We start from the raw sequence: 16,113 nt of genomic DNA, 5'->3' as shown, positions 1-16,113 counted from the left end.
GCTTCAGCGGGCGGTCCAGCCGCCGTCGATCGACAACGTGGTGCCGGTCATCTGCGCCGCGGCATCCGAAGCGATGAACACGGCCGCCTGGCCCAACTGTTCGGGCGTGACGAATTCCAGGGAAGGCTGTTTTTCCGCCAGCAGGTCCTTGGCGGCGGCTTCGATGTCGAGATTCTTTTGCCGGGCCAGGGCCTGGATCTGTTTTTCCACCAGGGGGGTCCGGACCCAGCCCGGGCAGATGGCGTTGCAGGTCACGCCGGTGCCGGCGTTCTCCAGCGCGGTCACCTTGGTCAGGCCGACCACGCCATGCTTGGCGGCGACATAAGCCGATTTGTGGGTCGACGCCACCAGGCCATGGGCCGAGGCGATATTGATGACGCGGCCGAACTTCTGCCGCTTCATGGCAGGCAGCGCGGCGGCGGTGCAATGAAACACGGCCGACAGGTTCAGCGCCACGATGGCATCCCACTTGTCGGCGGGGAAATCCTCGATCAAAGCGGTATGCTGAATGCCGGCGTTGTTGACCAGGATGTCGATGCCGCCCAGCGACTGGATCGATTGCTCGATGAAAGCGCGCGCGGCCTGCCCGTCCATCAGGTCGGCATTCAGGTAGACAGCCTTGACGCCGAAGTCGTTTTCCAGCCCCGCACGCTCGCGTTCAATGGCGTCGGCATCGCCGAAGCCATTGATGACCACGTCGGCGCCCTGGCGGGCCAATTCCCGGGCAATGGCCAGGCCGATGCCGCTGGTGGAACCGGTGACGACCGCTTTTTTACCTTTGAGCATGGGGTACTCCTTTCGCGAAAATTCAGGAAAATGCTCGGGCCAGTGTAACGCGCAGCGGCTGAACGGCGCCTTGCCGGACCGGCGGGATCGCTGCTAACATCGGCGCCATCTGGAGAGGGCATTCCTCCATGAAACCGCTGCGTCCACCGCGGCTGATGATGCCTACGGCCCCCGGCGCACCGCCGGTGCCGTAGGCATTTTTCATTGTTGTACTAGACACCGGAGCCTTCATGCCAAGTTCGCTGCTCGCCATCTCTCTGGGCGCCTCGCTCGGCGCCATCCTGCGCTGGGTGCTCGGCCACGCGCTGAACGGCGTCTTTTCCAATCTGGCCCTGGGCACCCTGGCCGCCAACCTGCTGGGCGGCTACATCATCGGCGCGGCCCTCGCCGGCTTCGGCGGGCACGCGGGCCTGTCGCCCCAGATGCGCCTGTTCATCATCACCGGTTTTTGCGGCGGCCTGACGACTTTTTCGACTTTTTCCGCCGAACTGGCGGTGATGCTGGAACAGGGCCGCTTGGGATGGATGGCCGCCGCGATCACCGTGCACGTGGCCGGATCATTGGCCATGACGCTGCTGGGCATGGCCTCGGTGGCCTGGATACGCGCCTTGTCCTGACGGTTTTACCGGGCGCCGCTCGGCAGGCGCAGCCTGCGGCGCCCCGCCCGGTCAGTCTGCGTGCCCGGCCGCCTTGGCGGTCTTGCGGCTCGCCAGCCAGCGGCCAAGCGCCACCACCAGCAGCGCGCCGACGACTTCCGCCGCGAGCTTCAGGGTTGTGGTCGGCGTCCCCAGGAAATCCGCGACGACGACGTCGGTCACCAGCATGCCGCCGGCGATCCAGCCCAGCAACCCGGCGCCGAAGGTCACCACCAGGGGATAGCGGTCGATCAGCTTCAACACCAGCGTGCTGCCCCAGACAATGATGGGCACGCTGACCACCAGGCCGAAGACGACCAGGCCAACCTGATGGCCGGGGTCGGCGTTCTGGGCGGCGCCGGCAATGGCAATGACGTTGTCCAGGCTCATGACGAAGTCGGCCACGATGATCGTCTTGACCGCGGCAAAGACCGAGGCGCCGCCGGCGACCTTGTCGTGGGCGCCCTCCTCGGGCAGCAGCAGCTTGATGCCGATCCACAGCAGCAGCAGCGCGCCGACGATCTTGAGATACGGGATGTTGAGCAGCGTCAGGGCGAAGGCGATCAGCGCCACGCGCAGCCCGATCGCGCCGGCGGTGCCCCACAAAATGCCCTGCATGCGCTGGGCGCGCGGCAGGTTGCGGCAAGCCAGCGCAATGACGACGGCGTTGTCGCCGCCCAGCAGGATGTCGATCAGGATGATCTGGAAAACCGCGCCCCAATGGAGCGTTTGAAGAAGTTCGATCATGGATCCCCCAGTTGTGGGTGTTCGGTTATCGGGATGACCGCCGGGAGGATCGAGCCATTTGCATGGCGGGAAGTCGGATCTTGCCCTGGGCGGCAAGGTCTTGCTCGCAACCGGAATCCCATCGAAGACCCCTGGATTGCCCGGGCACCGGGCGCTGCGTATCCACGCAAGATGCCGTCATGACGATGCCGCAGAAAGTGAGCTACTCCCCTTGAGGGGGCGATTATAAACGATCCGGGCGCGCGCCGCGGATGCGCCGCCTTGAGCCCCGTCAAGCGCTCACCGCCCGCAACCCGCACAAGGCGCGAAGCCTGGGATAAGATGGCAGGAACGCAGCACAGGATTCCACCACACCACGAGGGAGTTTCTTATGCCGGGCCGTATTGCCATCCATCTGAATGACGACACCGTTTGCGAACGCCGCATGGATATCGGGCTGCGGCTGGCCAAGGAACGCGGCGCGGAAGTCGTCGGCATCTACCCGAGCGCCAGCGTCGCCGGCCTTCGGCAAGATGAAAACATCCTGCCCCAGGAGATCCGCACCACCCTGCGCAAGCAGCGCGACGAACACCTGGAGGCCACACGCACCCGGTTCCTGGACAAGGCCCGCGACCTGGGCGTCCAGGCGCATTGGCGCGTGCCCCACGGCGATGCCGAAGAAAGCCTGACGCTGCATGCCCGCTACTGCGACCTGCTCATCATGAGCAAGGCGGGCGTGAACGACAGCCCGGCCTCTTTGCGGCCCAACCTTCCGGAAGCCGTGGTCATGGCCTCGGGCCGGCCGGTACTGCTGCTGCCCAATCACGGAGCCATCGACACCATCGGCCGCAGGATCCTGTTCTGCTGGGACCAGCGCCGCGAGGCCGCCCGCGCCTTCTCCGACGCGGCATTGCTTCTGCGGGATTGCCTGACGCTCACCGTCCTGGAAATCGACCGCGACGACACGCTCATGCGGGAGCGCGATATCCGCGAAGACGACATCTCCGATTACTGCGCCAGCCTGGGCTACCCCACGCCCCGGCGGCTGCTGAAAGACAGCACGGGCTATGGCGTCGGCAACGTCATCCTGAATACCGCGACCGATACCGATGCCGATCTGATCGTCATGGGCGCCTACGGCCACAGCCGCATGCGCCAGTGGATCATGGGCGGCGCCACCAGCACGCTGCTGTCCACCATGACGGTGCCGGTGCTGCTGTCCAACTGAAGCCTTCCCGCCGCGGCGGGCTCAGCCATACGCCCGCGCGAAAAACACGATGGTGATGCCGGCCGTCAAGGCCAGCGTCCCGTAGCGGACCACCGGCCCCGGGATGCGTCTGCCCGCCAGCGCCCCTGCATAGCCTCCCAGGCTGGCGGTCACCAGCATGACGGCGGCGGCCGGCCAGTCCACCGCGCCGGCAACCACGAAGATCAGCACCGCCATGGTATTGGCCGCCGTCACCATCAGGACGCGCGGCCCGCTCATGCGCTTGAGATCGTGCGCGCCCAGCAGGCCCCACACGGCCACCATCATGATGCCCACCGCCCCCCCGAAATAGCCCCCATAGATTCCCAGGCAGAATTGCAGGCACAGCACCACGGCGGGCCGCAAGCGGCACCGGACCCGCACCCATTCCCCGATCCGCCGGCCGTAACCCAGGGCGAGCGTGGCCGCCAGCAGCAGCCAGGGCAGCGCGGCATCGAAAGAGCGGGACGGCATGGCCAGCAGCAGCAGAGCGCCCACAACGCCGCCCAGCACCGTCACGATCAACAGCGGCCTCAGGGGCACCGGCCCCACCCCGCCGAGCATGTCGCGATAAGCCCAGGCACTGGCGGCGCTGCCCGGGTAAAGCGCCACCGTGCTGGTCGTATTGGCCAGCACGGGCGGCACCCCAGCGGCGATCAAGGCCGGCAGGCTGATGAACGAACCGCCGCCGGCCAGGGCATTCATGGCGCCCGCCGCGAACCCGGCGCCGGCCAGCAGCCATAAGGCTTCCACAGCCCTATCCCCCTGCGCGCAGGGTGATCTGCGTGATTTCGGAAGGCCGCCCCAGGCGGATCGCCAGCCCGTTCCACAAGCCCGTGCCGTTGCTGACGTACATCTGCATGCCGCCCACCCGGTACAGGCCGGACACGAAGCCGTCGTTGGCCCATTGGGTCAGCAGATGCGCTCCCAGGATCTGGCCGCCGTGCGTGTGGCCGGACAACTGCAGCGCAACCCCGGCCCGCGCATTCTGCGCAGCCCCGGCCGGGCGGTGGTCCAGCAGAATCACCGGCACGCCCGGCGCCAGTCCTTCCAGGGCCGCGCCCAGATCGGGACGCGGCTGGCCGAACCGCACCGCCTGGCGATCCGTGATGCCGGCCACCGCCAGCGCCGCGCCGCCGCGCCGGATGATGACGTGAGCGTTCTCCAGCATGCGCAAGCCCAGAGCCTGGTAGGCGGCCATCCAGCCCGTGTAGTCGGCGTAGTATTCGTGATTGCCCGGGATCGCCAGCACGCCGTCGCGCGCCCGCAGTTCGCCCAGAGGGCGCACGTCGTCCGCCCGGGCTTGCGGCGTGCCGTCGGCCAGATCGCCTGTGAGCACCACCAGATCGGCATCCAGCGCGTTGGTCTTCGCCACCACGGCCGCCATCCAGGATCCCGTCAGCAGACGGCTGGCATGCAGATCGGTCAACTGCGCGACGCGGTAGCCGTCGAAAGCCGGCGGCAGGCCGGGCACGGTCAGTTCCAAGTATTTGACATCGGGCACCCGGACCGCCTGCCAGACGCCGACGGCCGACAGCATCAGGGCCAGCGCCCCCAGCGACAAGTGCAGCGCCCGCCCGCCCAGAATGGCGCGCCCCGCATCGCGCGCCGCCAGGAACGTCAAAGCGCCCAGCACATCGCGCAGCAGCAGGAGCATCGCCAGCAGGAGAAACGCGCCGAAGACCCAGTTCAGGCCGATGAGGATGCCCTGGGGCAACTCCGGCGATGCAATCGACCCGAAAAAGCGGCGGATGAACCCGTGATACTGAGCCACCAGGAAGAGCGCAAGCGCCAGGGCGGCACGCGCCCCGATCCCGCACGGCAGGGGCCAGATGAAACGCACCAGCACGTACAACCAGATGGAGCCGGTAATGAACGACAGCGTGGTACCCATGGATCGGCCCGGAGTGCGATGAAAGGCGTCATCTTAACAACACCCTTGCGGCAGATCGGGCGCAATGGGCCAGGGGCGGAAGGCGCATGGGGCGCGCGGGCTGGAACTCAGAGGTTGCCGAAAACACGGTTGGTGCGCTCGGGCTCCACCGCCGACACTCCCTCGATCCCCGCCAGATCGGCCAGCCGGTCCTCGTCGATGGTGCCGCTGATGACCCCCACGGTGACGAGTTCCCGCTCGACCACCAGACCCGCCTCCCGGCAATGCGCCAGGACCAGCGGATAGCGGTCGAGCCAGGTCTCGCGTACCACGACGGTCAATCGAACCTGGGCCACGTCATGTCTCCGATGGAGCCTGCACCAGCCCCGCGCCCACATCGCGGACCGGATCCGACAGGGCCCGGGCGGATTGCGCCAGCCGCTCGCCCAGGCGGGCGCCGCGCGCGGCGGGGTCGGCCTGGGCATGCAGCGCAGCCACGCCCGCCACGAACGGCGCAGCCATGCTGGTGCCGCTGATGCTGCGATGCCCGGTCGGCCCGGGCCAGGCCGACAGGATGTCGACGCCGGGCGCCGCGATGTTGACCTCGCCGCCATCGCCTTCCAAACCCGCGCAGGAAAACGCAGCCACGCGCAGCTCCGCATCCACGGCGGCCACGGCCAGAATGGAAGGACAGTTGGCCGGATGGCCGACCGGCGCGATGACTTCGGGACGGCGGCTCTCGTTGCCTGCCGCCGCCACGATCAGGACGCCGGCCGCCAGGGCGCGCCGGGCGACCGTCTCGAACACGACCGAATGCCCCTGCCCCGGCTCCACCGGACTGCCCAGCGACATGGAAATGATGTGGCAGCCCTGGCCAATGGCCCAATCGATGCCTTCCAGAATGCCGCCATCGCCGCCGCTGCCCTCGTCGCCCAGGACTTTGCCGACATACAGGCCAGCCTCTCCGGCCACGCCATAGCGGGGCTGCGAACCCGGCATCGCGGGACCGGCCGCAATGCCGGCGCAATGCGTGCCATGGCCGTGGCCATCCTGGACGGGCTGGCCTTCCACGAAAGAGCGCGACACGATGTCCCGGCCTGCGAAATCCGGGTGAGCCAGGTCCAGGCCGGTGTCCAGCACCGCGATACGGATGCCTTTGCCGGTCTGGGACGAAGCGCCCGCGCCGACGGCGCGCACCCCCCAGGTCGCCCCGGCATCATCCTGCTCGCGCGTGGAGGCCGCCGTGCGGGCGGCGGAGAGGGCGTAGACGGTGCGCTCGGGCTCGATGGCCAGGATGGCGCCATCCCCGGCCGCCGCGGCGTCTGCCAGGCGCTGCCAGGTCTGCGCGGCGCAATGCACCCGCGCAGCGCCGATGCGGTCGAAGACCAGGGCGCAGGGCGCCCGCTGGACAGATGTATCGTCCGAGCGGCTGACCACGGCCACCCGGGCCAGTTCGGCGAGCGCCCGGGCGCCCCCGGCCGGATCATCGGGCCGCAACAGGACGAGATAACGCTGCATCCCTGCCTGGGGTGTGGACTGTGTGCTGGGCATGGCATCCTCGCTGCGCTGACGGGATGTCCCACCTTAGCATGCCGGCGGCGGCCGGCCCGGCTCTGGAAACACGCGCTTGCAACAATCTGCGCGGAGTCGCGCGCGGCGCGGCGGCTTGCGGGGATTCCGGCATGAACGCCGGGTGAATGCCGGCTTCACGGAAGATTCAGGCGCCGGATTCCATACTGCCCCCATTGCCGATCCCCATCGGCCCGAGCAGAGGGAACACCTCATGAAAATCCGCTATGTCCTGTCCGTCTTTCTCGGCGTCCTGACCCTGGCATGGGCCTGGGATGCCCTCGTCCTCAACCCCATGGCCGGCGACTGGCCCTGGATGGTCCGCAAACAGGCGATCTACCTGAGCGGCGTCTGGGCCATGGGTCTGATGTCCCTGGTCATGATCCTGGCGACCCGCCCGGCCTGGCTCGAACCCGCCCTGGGCGGCATGGACCGCATCTACCGGCTGCACAAATGGGCGGGAATCCTGGCCATCGGCCTGGGCGCCCTGCACTGGCTGCTGGAACTGGGCGGCGGCGCCCTGCGCGGCCTGATCGGCCCCGCCATCCACAAACCGCCCAAGGTCGCGGTACTGGAATTCATGCAATCCAGCCATGGCCTGGCCAAGGACATCGGCGAATGGGCGATCTACGCCCTGCTCGCCTCCCTGGTCCTCACTCTGTGGAAAGCCTTTCCCTACAAATCGTGGCGGCTCCTGCACCGCGCCATGCCCCTGCTCTACCTGGCGCTGGTGTTTCACACCGTCGCCCTGACGCCCCTGGCCTGGTGGACGCAGCCCCTGGGGCTGATCATGGGCGGACTCATGCTAGCGGGCAGCGTGTCGGCCCTTCCCGCGCTGCGCCGGCGCATCGGCCAGAACCGCCGCCATGCGGGACGCATCGAATCCGTGCGCGCACTGCCCTGCGGAATCACCGAAGTCACCTGTACCATGGACGCCGGCTGGCCCGACCACCGGGCCGGACAATTCGCCTTTGTCACCTTCGACCCACGCGAAGGCGCCCACCCTTACACCATCGCCAGTGCCGGCCCGTCAGGCGCCCGCCGCCTGACCTTCCAGATCAAGGCGCTGGGCGACTACACCCGGCGCCTGGGGCAATCCCTGGCGGCCGGCCAGGCGGTCCAGGTCGAAGGCCCCTACGGCCGCTTCGACCACCGCAGGGGCGAGGCCCGCCAGGCCTGGGTGGCCGGCGGCATCGGCATCACCCCGTTCCTGGCCTGGCTGGAATCGCTGCAAGACCGGCCGGACGCCGCCCCCTGCGCTCAACTGCACTATTGCGTGCGCGACGCGGCGCGCGACCCCTTCGTCGAACGCCTGCGGGCGCTCTGCGCGCCTCTGCCGAACGTCACGCTGCACGTGCACGACGCCGGCGCCGGCCAGCGCCTGGACGCCGAAACGCTGCGCCGCGCGGCCGGTGTCCAGGCCGGGGACGCCCTGGATGTCTGGTTCTGCGGCCCGGCCGGACTGGCCCGCAGCCTGGAGAAAGGCTTGCGCGCGCTGGGCCTGAAAGACGTTCCGGTGCGCCGGGAAGCGTTCGAGATGCGCTGAAAAATATCGTATAATGCTGGACTTGGCTCGGGGCACCTGGGCATGGACATCATCGGCGCAATGGCAGAGTGGTGATGCAGCGGATTGCAAATCCGTGTACGTCGGTTCGATTCCGGCTTGCGCCTCCAAATGAAATCAAGGACTTACGTTTTCGGCGTAGGTCCTTTTTTCATTCTCCGCATTCAAGCCGGCCACCGCGCGCTTTCCAAAACGCCCCCCCTTCCTCTCTTCCCGACGGGCATACCCCTTGCTGGCGTTGCACGGGAGCTTGCCGTCCATGCTGGCGCCCCCCTCATCACGCTGCTGGAACCAGCGTGCCCGACCCCGATGTCCCGAAGAGGAAGACTATGGCGACCGAAATGAAAGACAACCTGCTGGACTGGCTGCGCGATGCCCATGCGATGGAAGAGCAAGCCGGGAAGATGTTGACATCCACCGCCGAACGGCTCCAGCACTATCCCGAGCTGCGCGCCCGCATCGAGCAGCACATCGAGGAGACCCGCCACCAGGCGCTGCGCGTGCGCGGATGCATCGAACGCCTCGGCGGGGACACCTCGGCCATCAAAGACGTGACGGGCAAAATGATGGCCATGGCCCAGGGTTTGAGCGGCATGTTCGTGTCCGACGAGGTGGTCAAGGCCTGCCTGGCCAGCTACGCGTTCGAACACATGGAAATCGCCAGCTACCGGGCGCTCATTGCCGCCGCCGACACATGCGGTGACCTGGAAACCAGGCGGGTCTGCGAAGAAAACCTCACGGAGGAGGAGGCCATGGCCGACTGGCTGGCCATCCACCTGCCCGCCACGGTGCGGGAATTCCTCATCCGCGACGAAAACCCCGATATGGTGGCAAAGCATTGAACCTGGCCGCTCTTCCCTGGCCCACGCAGGCTCGATGAGCCTGCGATATGAAAAAGCCGGACCTCCTGCTTCAGGAGGCCCGGCTTTCATCGTTGTCTGCGAATTCCCGCCCAGGGCGGGAATTCAGCAGCCATCAGAGAATCTGGATCTTGGTCGCTTGAGGCCCTTTCTGCCCGACTGCGGACACGAAAGAGACGCGCTGATTTTCTTCAAGGGTCTTATGACCGGAACCTTGGATTTCCGAGTAGTGCGCGAAAAGGTCCTTACCGCCGGATTCGGGCATGATGAAGCCGAATCCCTTTTCGTTGTTGAACCATTTCACGATGCCGGTTTCTGTAGTCAATTTCTTTCCTAAAAATAAAAGGGAAACGTTCCCCACCCCCACTTTGAGGGCTTGTGGCATGCAACACAATGAATATTTCAATTTGTCGCAAAAAAGGTGTCGGGCAGATGCGACACGGCGCCCGTCCGCTGGCGCACACACGGCGGCATGGCGGGCTGTGCGCACGACCGGATATAGCTGAGGGCCTCGGACTTGGCGAATTCAATCGCGTCCTGGGCCGATTCGAAAAGCGGCGTGAACCGCATCAAGCGATCCTGAGTCATGCTGGCATGGCCGCTGCTGATCGACACGGAGGCGACATACCGCCCGTCGTGCCCACGGCGAACCAGAGGAGAGACCAGGTACTTGCCGACCTGTATGGATGGATACATGAAAACCTTTCGATGCCGGCGAAAGAAGCCGGACATCCGATGAAAACAATGGGGCGCGAAGCGCGTGCGGTTGAACTCGATCCGCAACCGGCCTGCAGGGGTATTCGCTGCAGGCGAGGAACTGCCAGTGACAAGACCCGGAAAGATCAGGGTTGGCCGGCAAGGAAGAAGCACAGAGCCATCGCGCGTTTTTCATGGAATCATTCTGCACGTCGCGACAACTTTTGAAAGTGTACCATGACCCGCGACGATCCGTTCAATCCTTTCATGGGAGCGGCACCGCGCGATGCGCGCCCTCACCCCAGCGCGGTATCCAGGAACAACATCACCGCGAAGCCGATCATCAGGCCGACGGTGGCGGCCGTCTGGTGGCCGTTGCGATGGGTCTCCGGGATGACCTCGTGCGACACCACGAAGATCATGGCGCCCGCGGCCAGGCCGAGGCTGACCGGGTAGGCGATGGGCAGGCCGCTGGCGATACCCACGCCCACCAGGGCGCCCAGGGGCTCCATCAGGCCCGAGGCGGCCGCGACGAGAATGGCCTTGCCCTGCGACAGGCCGATGGCCCGCAGCGCCAGGGCCACGGCCAGCCCCTCGGGGATGTCCTGAATGGCGATGGCCGTGGCCAGAGGCAGGCCGACCGCCAGGTCGCCGCGGGCGAAACCCACCCCGATCGCCATGCCCTCGGGCAGGTTGTGCAGGATGATGGCCAGCACGAACAGCCAGACGCCGCTGATGCGCGCGGCGGCCGGCCCATGGGCGCCGGTGCTTTCGTGCTGATGAGGCGTGAAATAATCCAGCCCCAGCATCAGCAGCACGCCCAGTCCCAGCCCGATCACGACCGTCAACGCCGCGCCCGGCCCGCTGTCGAGCAGGTCCTGGGCCGCCGCCAGGCCGGGCAGGATGAGCGAGAACGAACTGGCGGCCAGCATCATGCCGGCGGCGAAACCCAGCATGCAATCCTGGGCGCGCGTCTCGACGGAACGCAGGCTCAGGGCCAGCAACGCGCCCAGCGCCGTAGCGCCGAAGCCGGCCGCGCCGCCCAGAACCGCGTAACCCAGGAAGCCCCGGTTGCCCTCCGCGAACGATTCCACGCCGCCGCTGAGCAGCAGCCAGAGCACGGCCAGCAGCGCCACCCCCAGGCCAAGCGCGACCGCCCGATGCTCGCGCAACTGGCGCCGCCAGGCCTGGGCCAGGAGAGCCGGAGCGGTTTGCGCATCATTCATCTGCCTGGGTCTCCGCCGGCATGGCGGCCATGGCCTGGGCCACGGCCGCCGTCAGCCGCTTGGCGTACGGCACATGCAGGAATTCATTGGGCCCGTGGGCGTTGGACTGCGGCCCCAGGACGCCGCACACCATGAACTGAGCGGCCGGGAACCCCTGGCGCAGCAGGTTCATCAGCGGAATCGTGCCGCCCTGGCCGATGTATCCGCAAGGCGCATTGAAATATTGCCGCGATGCCGCCTCCAGCGCGACACCCAGCCAAGGCGCGCACGTCGGCGCGTTCCAGCCGCTGGCCACGCCCGGATCGGGCTGGAACAGGACGCGCGCCTGGTAGGGGGCGTCCTGTTCCAGCAACTGCTTCAGCTCGTCCGCGGCCGCACCGGCATCGACCAGCGGCGGCAAGCGCAAGGACAACTTGAAGGCGGTGCGCGGCCGCAGCACATTGCCGGCGCTGGCCAGGGGCGGCAGGCCTTCGGCGCCGGTGACGGACAGGGCCGGCCGCCAGGTGCGGTTCAGCAAGGCTTGCTGAGGATCGGTCGCCATGGGCAAGACCACGCCGCCCTCGGCGCCGCAGCTCCAGGGAAAGCGTTTCCAGACCTCGTCGCCCAGGATGCGGGCGGCCGCCCGGGCCTGCTCGGCGCGCTCCGCCGGAATCTCGCAGTGAAAGCTGCCCGGCAGCACCCGACCCGTGCCGCTGTCTTCGAGGCGGTCCAGCAGATGACGCAGGATGCGGAAGCTGGATGGCACCACGCCGCTGGAATCGCCCGAATGCACGCCTTCGTCCAGCACGCGGACTTCGAGCGTGCCGGTCACCAGGCCGCGCAGCGAGGTCGTCATCCAAAGCTGCTCGTAATTGCCTGCCCCCGAATCAAGGCAGACCACCAGGGCGATGCGGCCCAGGCGGGCGCGCAAGGCATCGACGTAGGGCAGCAAGTCGTAGCTGCCGGATTCTTCGCAGGTTTCGATCAGGCCGATGCAGCGCGGACGCGGCACGCCCTGGCGATCAAGCGCCTCGAGGGCCGTCAACGAGGCGTGGACGGCATAACCGTCGTCTGCGCCGCCCCGGCCGTAAAGCTTGCCATCGCGCAACACCGGCGTCCACGGCCCCATGCCGGCGCGCCAGCCGGAGAACTCCGGCTGCTTGTCCAGGTGGCCGTACATCAATACGGCGCCGCCATCGTCGCGCCGCGTCGCGGGCGCCTCGAAATACAGGACCGGCGTGCGGCCCGGCAGGCGGATCACCTCGACCACAAGCCCCGGGATCGGCCGCGCCCGCGCCCACCGGGCGGCCGCTTCCACCACGCGGTCGATGTGGCCATGGGCGGCCCAGTCGGCATCGAAGGCGGGGCTCTTGGCCGGCACGGCGATGTAGTCCATCAGGGCCGGAACGATCTCGCGGTCCCATTGCCCATCGATGAAGGCTCCGAGAGCGGCGGGGTCCAGACCGGCGGGGGCGGCGGACAGCGGCGTATCCATGGTGTTTCCTGGCGTTTCATCAAAAAACTTATTCTACGCCGGGTACGGCGCCCTCCGGCGCGCCCTTCCCAGACAGCCTCCCGCTACAATCGCCGCATCATGACCCGCATCAACTGCATCCCCGTCGATGAACTGAGCGGCCCCCACCTGGTCGCCGAGTACCGGGAGCTGCCCCGTGTGTTCGGACTGGCCCTCAAGGCCGCTTCGAAGGGCACCCTGGACGCACCGGACCGCTATACCCTGGGCAAGGGACACATGCGATTCTTCTATGTCCGGCTGGGTTACCTGGCCCGGCGTCACCAGGCCCTGGTCGCCGAGATGCGCCGGCGCGGCTATCAGCCACGCTTCGAGGGCATCGTCCGGGCCGATTTCCCGGATATTCCCGATGTCTGCTGGAACGACTGGACGCCGCCCCCCGAGGCTCAGGCGCTGAACCGCGCCAGGATCGCGGAGCGCCTGGGCGCCGCGGCCGGCGGGAGCCGCGCATAATGGACGAACAGGTTCTGGCCGCCATGGCCCGGTGGCCGAACGTGCCGGCGGTCCGGGGCTGGCTTTCCCTGACGGCGCGCGGCCAGTGGCGCCTGCACCCCCATGGCCGGGGCTGGGGCGCGCCGGACGAAGAGCCCGGCGAGGCCATCACCAGCCCGCAGATCACCGCCTTCATCGGCCGCAACTACCTGGCCGACGAGACCGGCCGCTGGTTCTTCCAGAACGGGCCGCAGCGCGTCTATGTGCGCCTGGATGGCGCCCCCTGGATTCTGGGCGTGGACCCCGATCCACAAGGCCGGCCGCGCGTGCGGACTCATACCGGGCGTGACTACGGCCCCGTGACACAGTGGTGGCTGAGCCCGGGCGGCCGCCTGTACGCGCGATCGGCCCAGGGCGCCGGGCTGGTGGCCGACCGCGATCTCGCCCGGATGCTCGACGCCCTGCGCGCGATCGACGGCCGTTCGCTGGACGATTGGCTGGATCGGCCCGACTCCGCCGGAATCCTAGTACGCCTGGAAGGCGCCGCCCCGGATGCGGCGCCGCTGCGCCTGCTGGCCGAAGACGCCCTCGAAGCCACACTGGGTTTCGTCCGCCGGCCTTAGGCGGACGGCTTCTGCGCCGGCCGCCGCAGCCGCCCTCACGTTAAAATCCCCGCATGACTTCGCCCGACCCCGCCTTCTACCACCCTGCCCCCCGCTCTCAGCAGTTCTGCTCCCAGTGCGGCCACGCGCTCAGCCGGGAAATCCCGCCGGACGACAACCGCATCCGCGATCTGTGCACCCATTGCGGCGCAGTCCACTACCAGAACCCGCGCAACGTGGTCGGCGTCGTGCCCATCCTGGGCGACCGGGTGCTTCTGTGCCGCCGCGCCATCGAGCCGCGCCACGGGAAATGGACGCTGCCGGCGGGTTTCATGGAACTGGGCGAAACCACCGAGCAGGGCGCGGCGCGCGAAAACCAGGAAGAATCCGGCGCGCGCATCCGCATTCTTTCCCTGCTCACGGTCATCGACGTGCCTTCGGTCAACCAGGTCCATCTGTACTACCTGGCCGACGTCCTCGGGCCGCATCTGGCCCCCGGGCCCGAAACCCTGGAAGCGGCATTCTTCGGCCTGGACGAGATTCCCTGGCGCGAACTGGCCTTCCGTACCGTCAGCACGACGCTGGAGCACTACCTCCAGGATCGCGCCCGGGGCACGTTCTCTACCCACCACTACGCCATCGATCTGCGTTTTCCGGACTGAACCGGCCGGACCGCGCCGCTGCCATGACGATCATCTGGATCGAAGACCGCGATCCCTTGCCCGATCCGGCCTGCGTCCCGTTTCCCGCCAGCGGCCTGGGGGCGGCGGGACTGGACCTGTCGCCCGCCCGGCTCTACGAAGCCTATCGCAAAGGCCTGTTCCCCTGGTACAGCCCCGGGGAACCGGTGCTGTGGTGGAGCCCCGATCCGCGCATGGTGCTGCATTGCCATGAGTTGCACATCGGCCGGTCGCTGGCCAAGCGTATCCGGCAATTCGACCGCCCCCCCGAGGCCGGGCCGGCCGTCGGGAACGCCCCTTCTTTGTGCGTCACCCTGAACCGGGCCTTTCCCGCAGTGATTGCCCATTGCGCGCAGCGCGGCGCGGCGCGCATCGGCCTGGGCGCCGCCCGCGCGGGGCGGGACTGGCCCGCGCCCGGCGCGGCGCAGGGCCGCGACGGCACCTGGATCACGCCGGACATCATCGCCGTCTATACAGCCTGGCACCGCATGGGTTACGTCCACAGCGTAGAAACCTGGATCGGCGGACGGCTGGCGGGCGGCCTGTACGGCGTGGGCCTGGGGCGATGCTTCTTTGGCGAATCCATGTTCAGCCTGGCCGCCGACGCCAGCAAGGTCGCGCTGGCCTACCTGGTGCGCCACCTGCAGGCGCGCGGCACATCCTGGATCGACTGCCAGCAGGAAACCCCCCACCTGGCCAGCCTGGGCGCGCGGCCTGCGGCCCGGGCGGATTTCCTGGAGATGCTGGCCGCCGGCCGCGACGCGCCCGCCCCGCCCTGGGGCAGCGGACGTCTGCGCGCCGACGGGCGCCTGGAGGCGCAGCCCGCCGCCTGAGCCGGGCCGGCTGGTCTTCCCGTGCGGTCGGTGCCACAATGAACCGGTCGCCACCCTGGGGAATCGCCCGGACGCACGAATTGCCCGGAAGCCCCCCGAACCGATTCATGAGCAATCCCAGCGAATCCGTCTTCCGCCGCCTGCAGTTCTACACCACCGCCACCTATCCTTGCAGCTACCTGCCCGGACGCATGGCGCGCTCCGAGGTCGCCGCGCCCACCCACCTGGTGGACGAGTCCGCCTATGCGCGCCTGATCGAGCAGGGCTTCCGCCGCAGCGGCCTGTTCACCTACCGCCCCGCCTGCGAACAATGCCAGGCCTGCATCCCCATCCGGATCGACGTCCGGCGCTTCCAGCGCGACCGCACCCAGGGCAAACTCTGGCGCCGTCTTCAACCCATCCTGCCGGCCCGTCTGGCGCCGCTGCACTGGGACGCCCGGCATTTCGAGCTGTATTTGCGCTACCAGAAACGCCGCCACCCGGGCGCCGGGATGGACCAGGATGACCAGGCCCAGTACACCCAGTTCCTGTTGACCAGCCGGGTCCATTCCGAAATGGCCGAGTTCCGGGAAGACGACGGCACGCTGCGGATGGTGGCCATCATGGACCGCATCGACCACGGCCTGTCGGCCGTCTACACTTTCTACGATCCCGACTGGCGCGCCAGCCTGGGCACCTACGGCATTCTCTGGCAACTGGACTATGCCGCCCGCTTGGGTCTGCCCTGGCTGTACCTCGGCTACTGGATCGGGGAAAGCCGTAAAATGGCCTATAAATCGCGTTTCAGGCCGTATCAGATCCTGCGCGGCGGCGCCTGGACGGCATCGCCCGACGGCGACTGAGCCTGGGCCGCTCGCCCATTCACCGACCCGCTC

General features: G+C 67.9%; 19 protein-coding genes, 1 tRNA gene and 1 riboswitch. Of the genes, 10 read left to right on the top strand and 10 right to left on the bottom strand.

Annotated elements, in window-relative coordinates; translation table 11 throughout:
• Positions 1 to 3 precede the first annotated feature (3 nt).
• Complete coding sequence (locus ABRZ00_RS09210; protein ID WP_368642225.1) at positions 4 to 786, bottom strand: 3-hydroxybutyrate dehydrogenase; 783 nt, start codon at positions 784 to 786, stop codon at positions 4 to 6.
• A gap of 102 nt (positions 787 to 888) precedes the next feature.
• A riboswitch (Fluoride riboswitch) is annotated at positions 889 to 958 on the top strand.
• Positions 959 to 1,016: 58 nt separating this feature from the next.
• On the opposite strand from ABRZ00_RS09210, the gene crcB reads away from it, so the two are divergent.
• A complete protein-coding gene (crcB, locus tag ABRZ00_RS09205) occupies positions 1,017 to 1,403 on the top strand; it encodes a fluoride efflux transporter CrcB (RefSeq protein WP_343838559.1) in 387 nt (128 codons plus the stop codon).
• A 51-nt stretch (positions 1,404 to 1,454) separates the two neighbouring features.
• Here the strand turns inward: crcB and ABRZ00_RS09200 are convergent, their stop codons facing one another.
• The gene (locus tag ABRZ00_RS09200; protein WP_368642226.1) at positions 1,455 to 2,168 is read right to left on the bottom strand and encodes a TerC family protein; all 714 of its coding nucleotides are present in this window, start codon (positions 2,166 to 2,168) and stop codon (positions 1,455 to 1,457) included.
• Positions 2,169 to 2,538: 370 nt separating this feature from the next.
• Between ABRZ00_RS09200 and ABRZ00_RS09195 the strand changes: the two genes are divergently transcribed.
• On the top strand, positions 2,539 to 3,375 hold the full coding sequence (locus tag ABRZ00_RS09195; protein ID WP_368642227.1) for a universal stress protein: 837 nt from the start codon (positions 2,539 to 2,541) through the stop codon (positions 3,373 to 3,375).
• A gap of 21 nt (positions 3,376 to 3,396) precedes the next feature.
• Here the strand turns inward: ABRZ00_RS09195 and ABRZ00_RS09190 are convergent, their stop codons facing one another.
• The 4 genes from ABRZ00_RS09190 to ABRZ00_RS09175 form a co-directional block, all read right to left on the bottom strand.
• Positions 3,397 to 4,146, bottom strand: a complete 750-nt coding sequence (locus ABRZ00_RS09190) for a sulfite exporter TauE/SafE family protein (protein ID WP_368642228.1) — start codon at positions 4,144 to 4,146, stop codon at positions 3,397 to 3,399.
• Between the two features lie 4 nt (positions 4,147 to 4,150).
• The gene (locus ABRZ00_RS09185; RefSeq protein WP_368642229.1) at positions 4,151 to 5,287 is read right to left on the bottom strand and encodes a metallophosphoesterase; all 1,137 of its coding nucleotides are present in this window, start codon (positions 5,285 to 5,287) and stop codon (positions 4,151 to 4,153) included.
• Between the two features lie 107 nt (positions 5,288 to 5,394).
• Positions 5,395 to 5,622 carry a hypothetical protein gene (locus ABRZ00_RS09180; RefSeq protein WP_368642230.1) on the bottom strand — a complete coding sequence of 76 codons (228 nt, stop codon included), beginning with the start codon at positions 5,620 to 5,622 and terminating at the stop codon, positions 5,395 to 5,397.
• A 1-nt stretch (position 5,623) separates the two neighbouring features.
• The gene (locus ABRZ00_RS09175) at positions 5,624 to 6,817 is read right to left on the bottom strand and encodes a S8 family serine peptidase (RefSeq protein ID WP_368642231.1); all 1,194 of its coding nucleotides are present in this window, start codon (positions 6,815 to 6,817) and stop codon (positions 5,624 to 5,626) included.
• Between the two features lie 232 nt (positions 6,818 to 7,049).
• On the opposite strand from ABRZ00_RS09175, the gene ABRZ00_RS09170 reads away from it, so the two are divergent.
• The 3 genes from ABRZ00_RS09170 to ABRZ00_RS09160 all read left to right on the top strand — a co-directional run bounded on the left by ABRZ00_RS09170 (position 7,050) and on the right by ABRZ00_RS09160 (position 9,241).
• Positions 7,050 to 8,381 carry a ferric reductase-like transmembrane domain-containing protein gene (locus tag ABRZ00_RS09170; protein ID WP_368642232.1) on the top strand — a complete coding sequence of 444 codons (1,332 nt, stop codon included), beginning with the start codon at positions 7,050 to 7,052 and terminating at the stop codon, positions 8,379 to 8,381.
• A gap of 54 nt (positions 8,382 to 8,435) precedes the next feature.
• Positions 8,436 to 8,509 (top strand) — tRNA-Cys (locus ABRZ00_RS09165).
• A 219-nt stretch (positions 8,510 to 8,728) separates the two neighbouring features.
• Positions 8,729 to 9,241 carry a DUF892 family protein gene (locus ABRZ00_RS09160; protein ID WP_343838551.1) on the top strand — a complete coding sequence of 171 codons (513 nt, stop codon included), beginning with the start codon at positions 8,729 to 8,731 and terminating at the stop codon, positions 9,239 to 9,241.
• A 133-nt stretch (positions 9,242 to 9,374) separates the two neighbouring features.
• Here the strand turns inward: ABRZ00_RS09160 and ABRZ00_RS09155 are convergent, their stop codons facing one another.
• The 4 genes from ABRZ00_RS09155 to ABRZ00_RS09140 all read right to left on the bottom strand — a co-directional run bounded on the left by ABRZ00_RS09155 (position 9,375) and on the right by ABRZ00_RS09140 (position 12,655).
• Positions 9,375 to 9,584 (bottom strand): cold-shock protein, encoded by a 210-nt coding sequence (locus ABRZ00_RS09155; protein WP_343838933.1) that lies wholly within the window; start codon positions 9,582 to 9,584, stop codon positions 9,375 to 9,377.
• A gap of 77 nt (positions 9,585 to 9,661) precedes the next feature.
• The gene (locus ABRZ00_RS09150; protein WP_368642233.1) at positions 9,662 to 9,955 is read right to left on the bottom strand and encodes a hypothetical protein; all 294 of its coding nucleotides are present in this window, start codon (positions 9,953 to 9,955) and stop codon (positions 9,662 to 9,664) included.
• A 296-nt stretch (positions 9,956 to 10,251) separates the two neighbouring features.
• A complete protein-coding gene (locus ABRZ00_RS09145) occupies positions 10,252 to 11,181 on the bottom strand; it encodes a ZIP family metal transporter (RefSeq protein ID WP_368642234.1) in 930 nt (309 codons plus the stop codon).
• Positions 11,174 to 12,655, bottom strand: a complete 1,482-nt coding sequence (locus ABRZ00_RS09140; RefSeq protein ID WP_368642235.1) for a M20/M25/M40 family metallo-hydrolase — start codon at positions 12,653 to 12,655, stop codon at positions 11,174 to 11,176. Before ABRZ00_RS09140 ends, ABRZ00_RS09145 begins: the two co-directional genes overlap by 8 nt.
• 99 nt (positions 12,656 to 12,754) lie before the next feature.
• Between ABRZ00_RS09140 and ABRZ00_RS09135 the strand changes: the two genes are divergently transcribed.
• The 5 genes from ABRZ00_RS09135 (at position 12,755) to ABRZ00_RS09115 (ending at position 16,080) form a co-directional block, all read left to right on the top strand.
• Positions 12,755 to 13,144 (top strand): pyrimidine dimer DNA glycosylase/endonuclease V, encoded by a 390-nt coding sequence (locus ABRZ00_RS09135; protein ID WP_368642236.1) that lies wholly within the window; start codon positions 12,755 to 12,757, stop codon positions 13,142 to 13,144.
• Positions 13,144 to 13,746 carry a DUF2946 family protein gene (locus ABRZ00_RS09130; protein WP_368642237.1) on the top strand — a complete coding sequence of 201 codons (603 nt, stop codon included), beginning with the start codon at positions 13,144 to 13,146 and terminating at the stop codon, positions 13,744 to 13,746. Before ABRZ00_RS09135 ends, ABRZ00_RS09130 begins: the two co-directional genes overlap by 1 nt.
• 53 nt (positions 13,747 to 13,799) lie before the next feature.
• Complete coding sequence (locus tag ABRZ00_RS09125; RefSeq protein WP_343838545.1) at positions 13,800 to 14,387, top strand: NUDIX hydrolase; 588 nt, start codon at positions 13,800 to 13,802, stop codon at positions 14,385 to 14,387.
• A gap of 23 nt (positions 14,388 to 14,410) precedes the next feature.
• Positions 14,411 to 15,238, top strand: coding sequence for a leucyl/phenylalanyl-tRNA--protein transferase (gene aat / locus ABRZ00_RS09120; RefSeq protein WP_368642238.1), 828 nt, complete (start codon positions 14,411 to 14,413; stop codon positions 15,236 to 15,238).
• A gap of 107 nt (positions 15,239 to 15,345) precedes the next feature.
• A complete protein-coding gene (locus tag ABRZ00_RS09115; protein ID WP_343838543.1) occupies positions 15,346 to 16,080 on the top strand; it encodes an arginyltransferase in 735 nt (244 codons plus the stop codon).
• Positions 16,081 to 16,113: the final 33 nt, after the last annotated feature.

Source organism: Castellaniella ginsengisoli (assembly GCF_040955415.1).
Classification (GTDB): domain Bacteria; phylum Pseudomonadota; class Gammaproteobacteria; order Burkholderiales; family Burkholderiaceae_B; genus Castellaniella; species Castellaniella ginsengisoli.
Note: the sequence above shows the minus strand (reverse complement) of the source record. Positions and strands in the feature narration are given on the sequence as shown.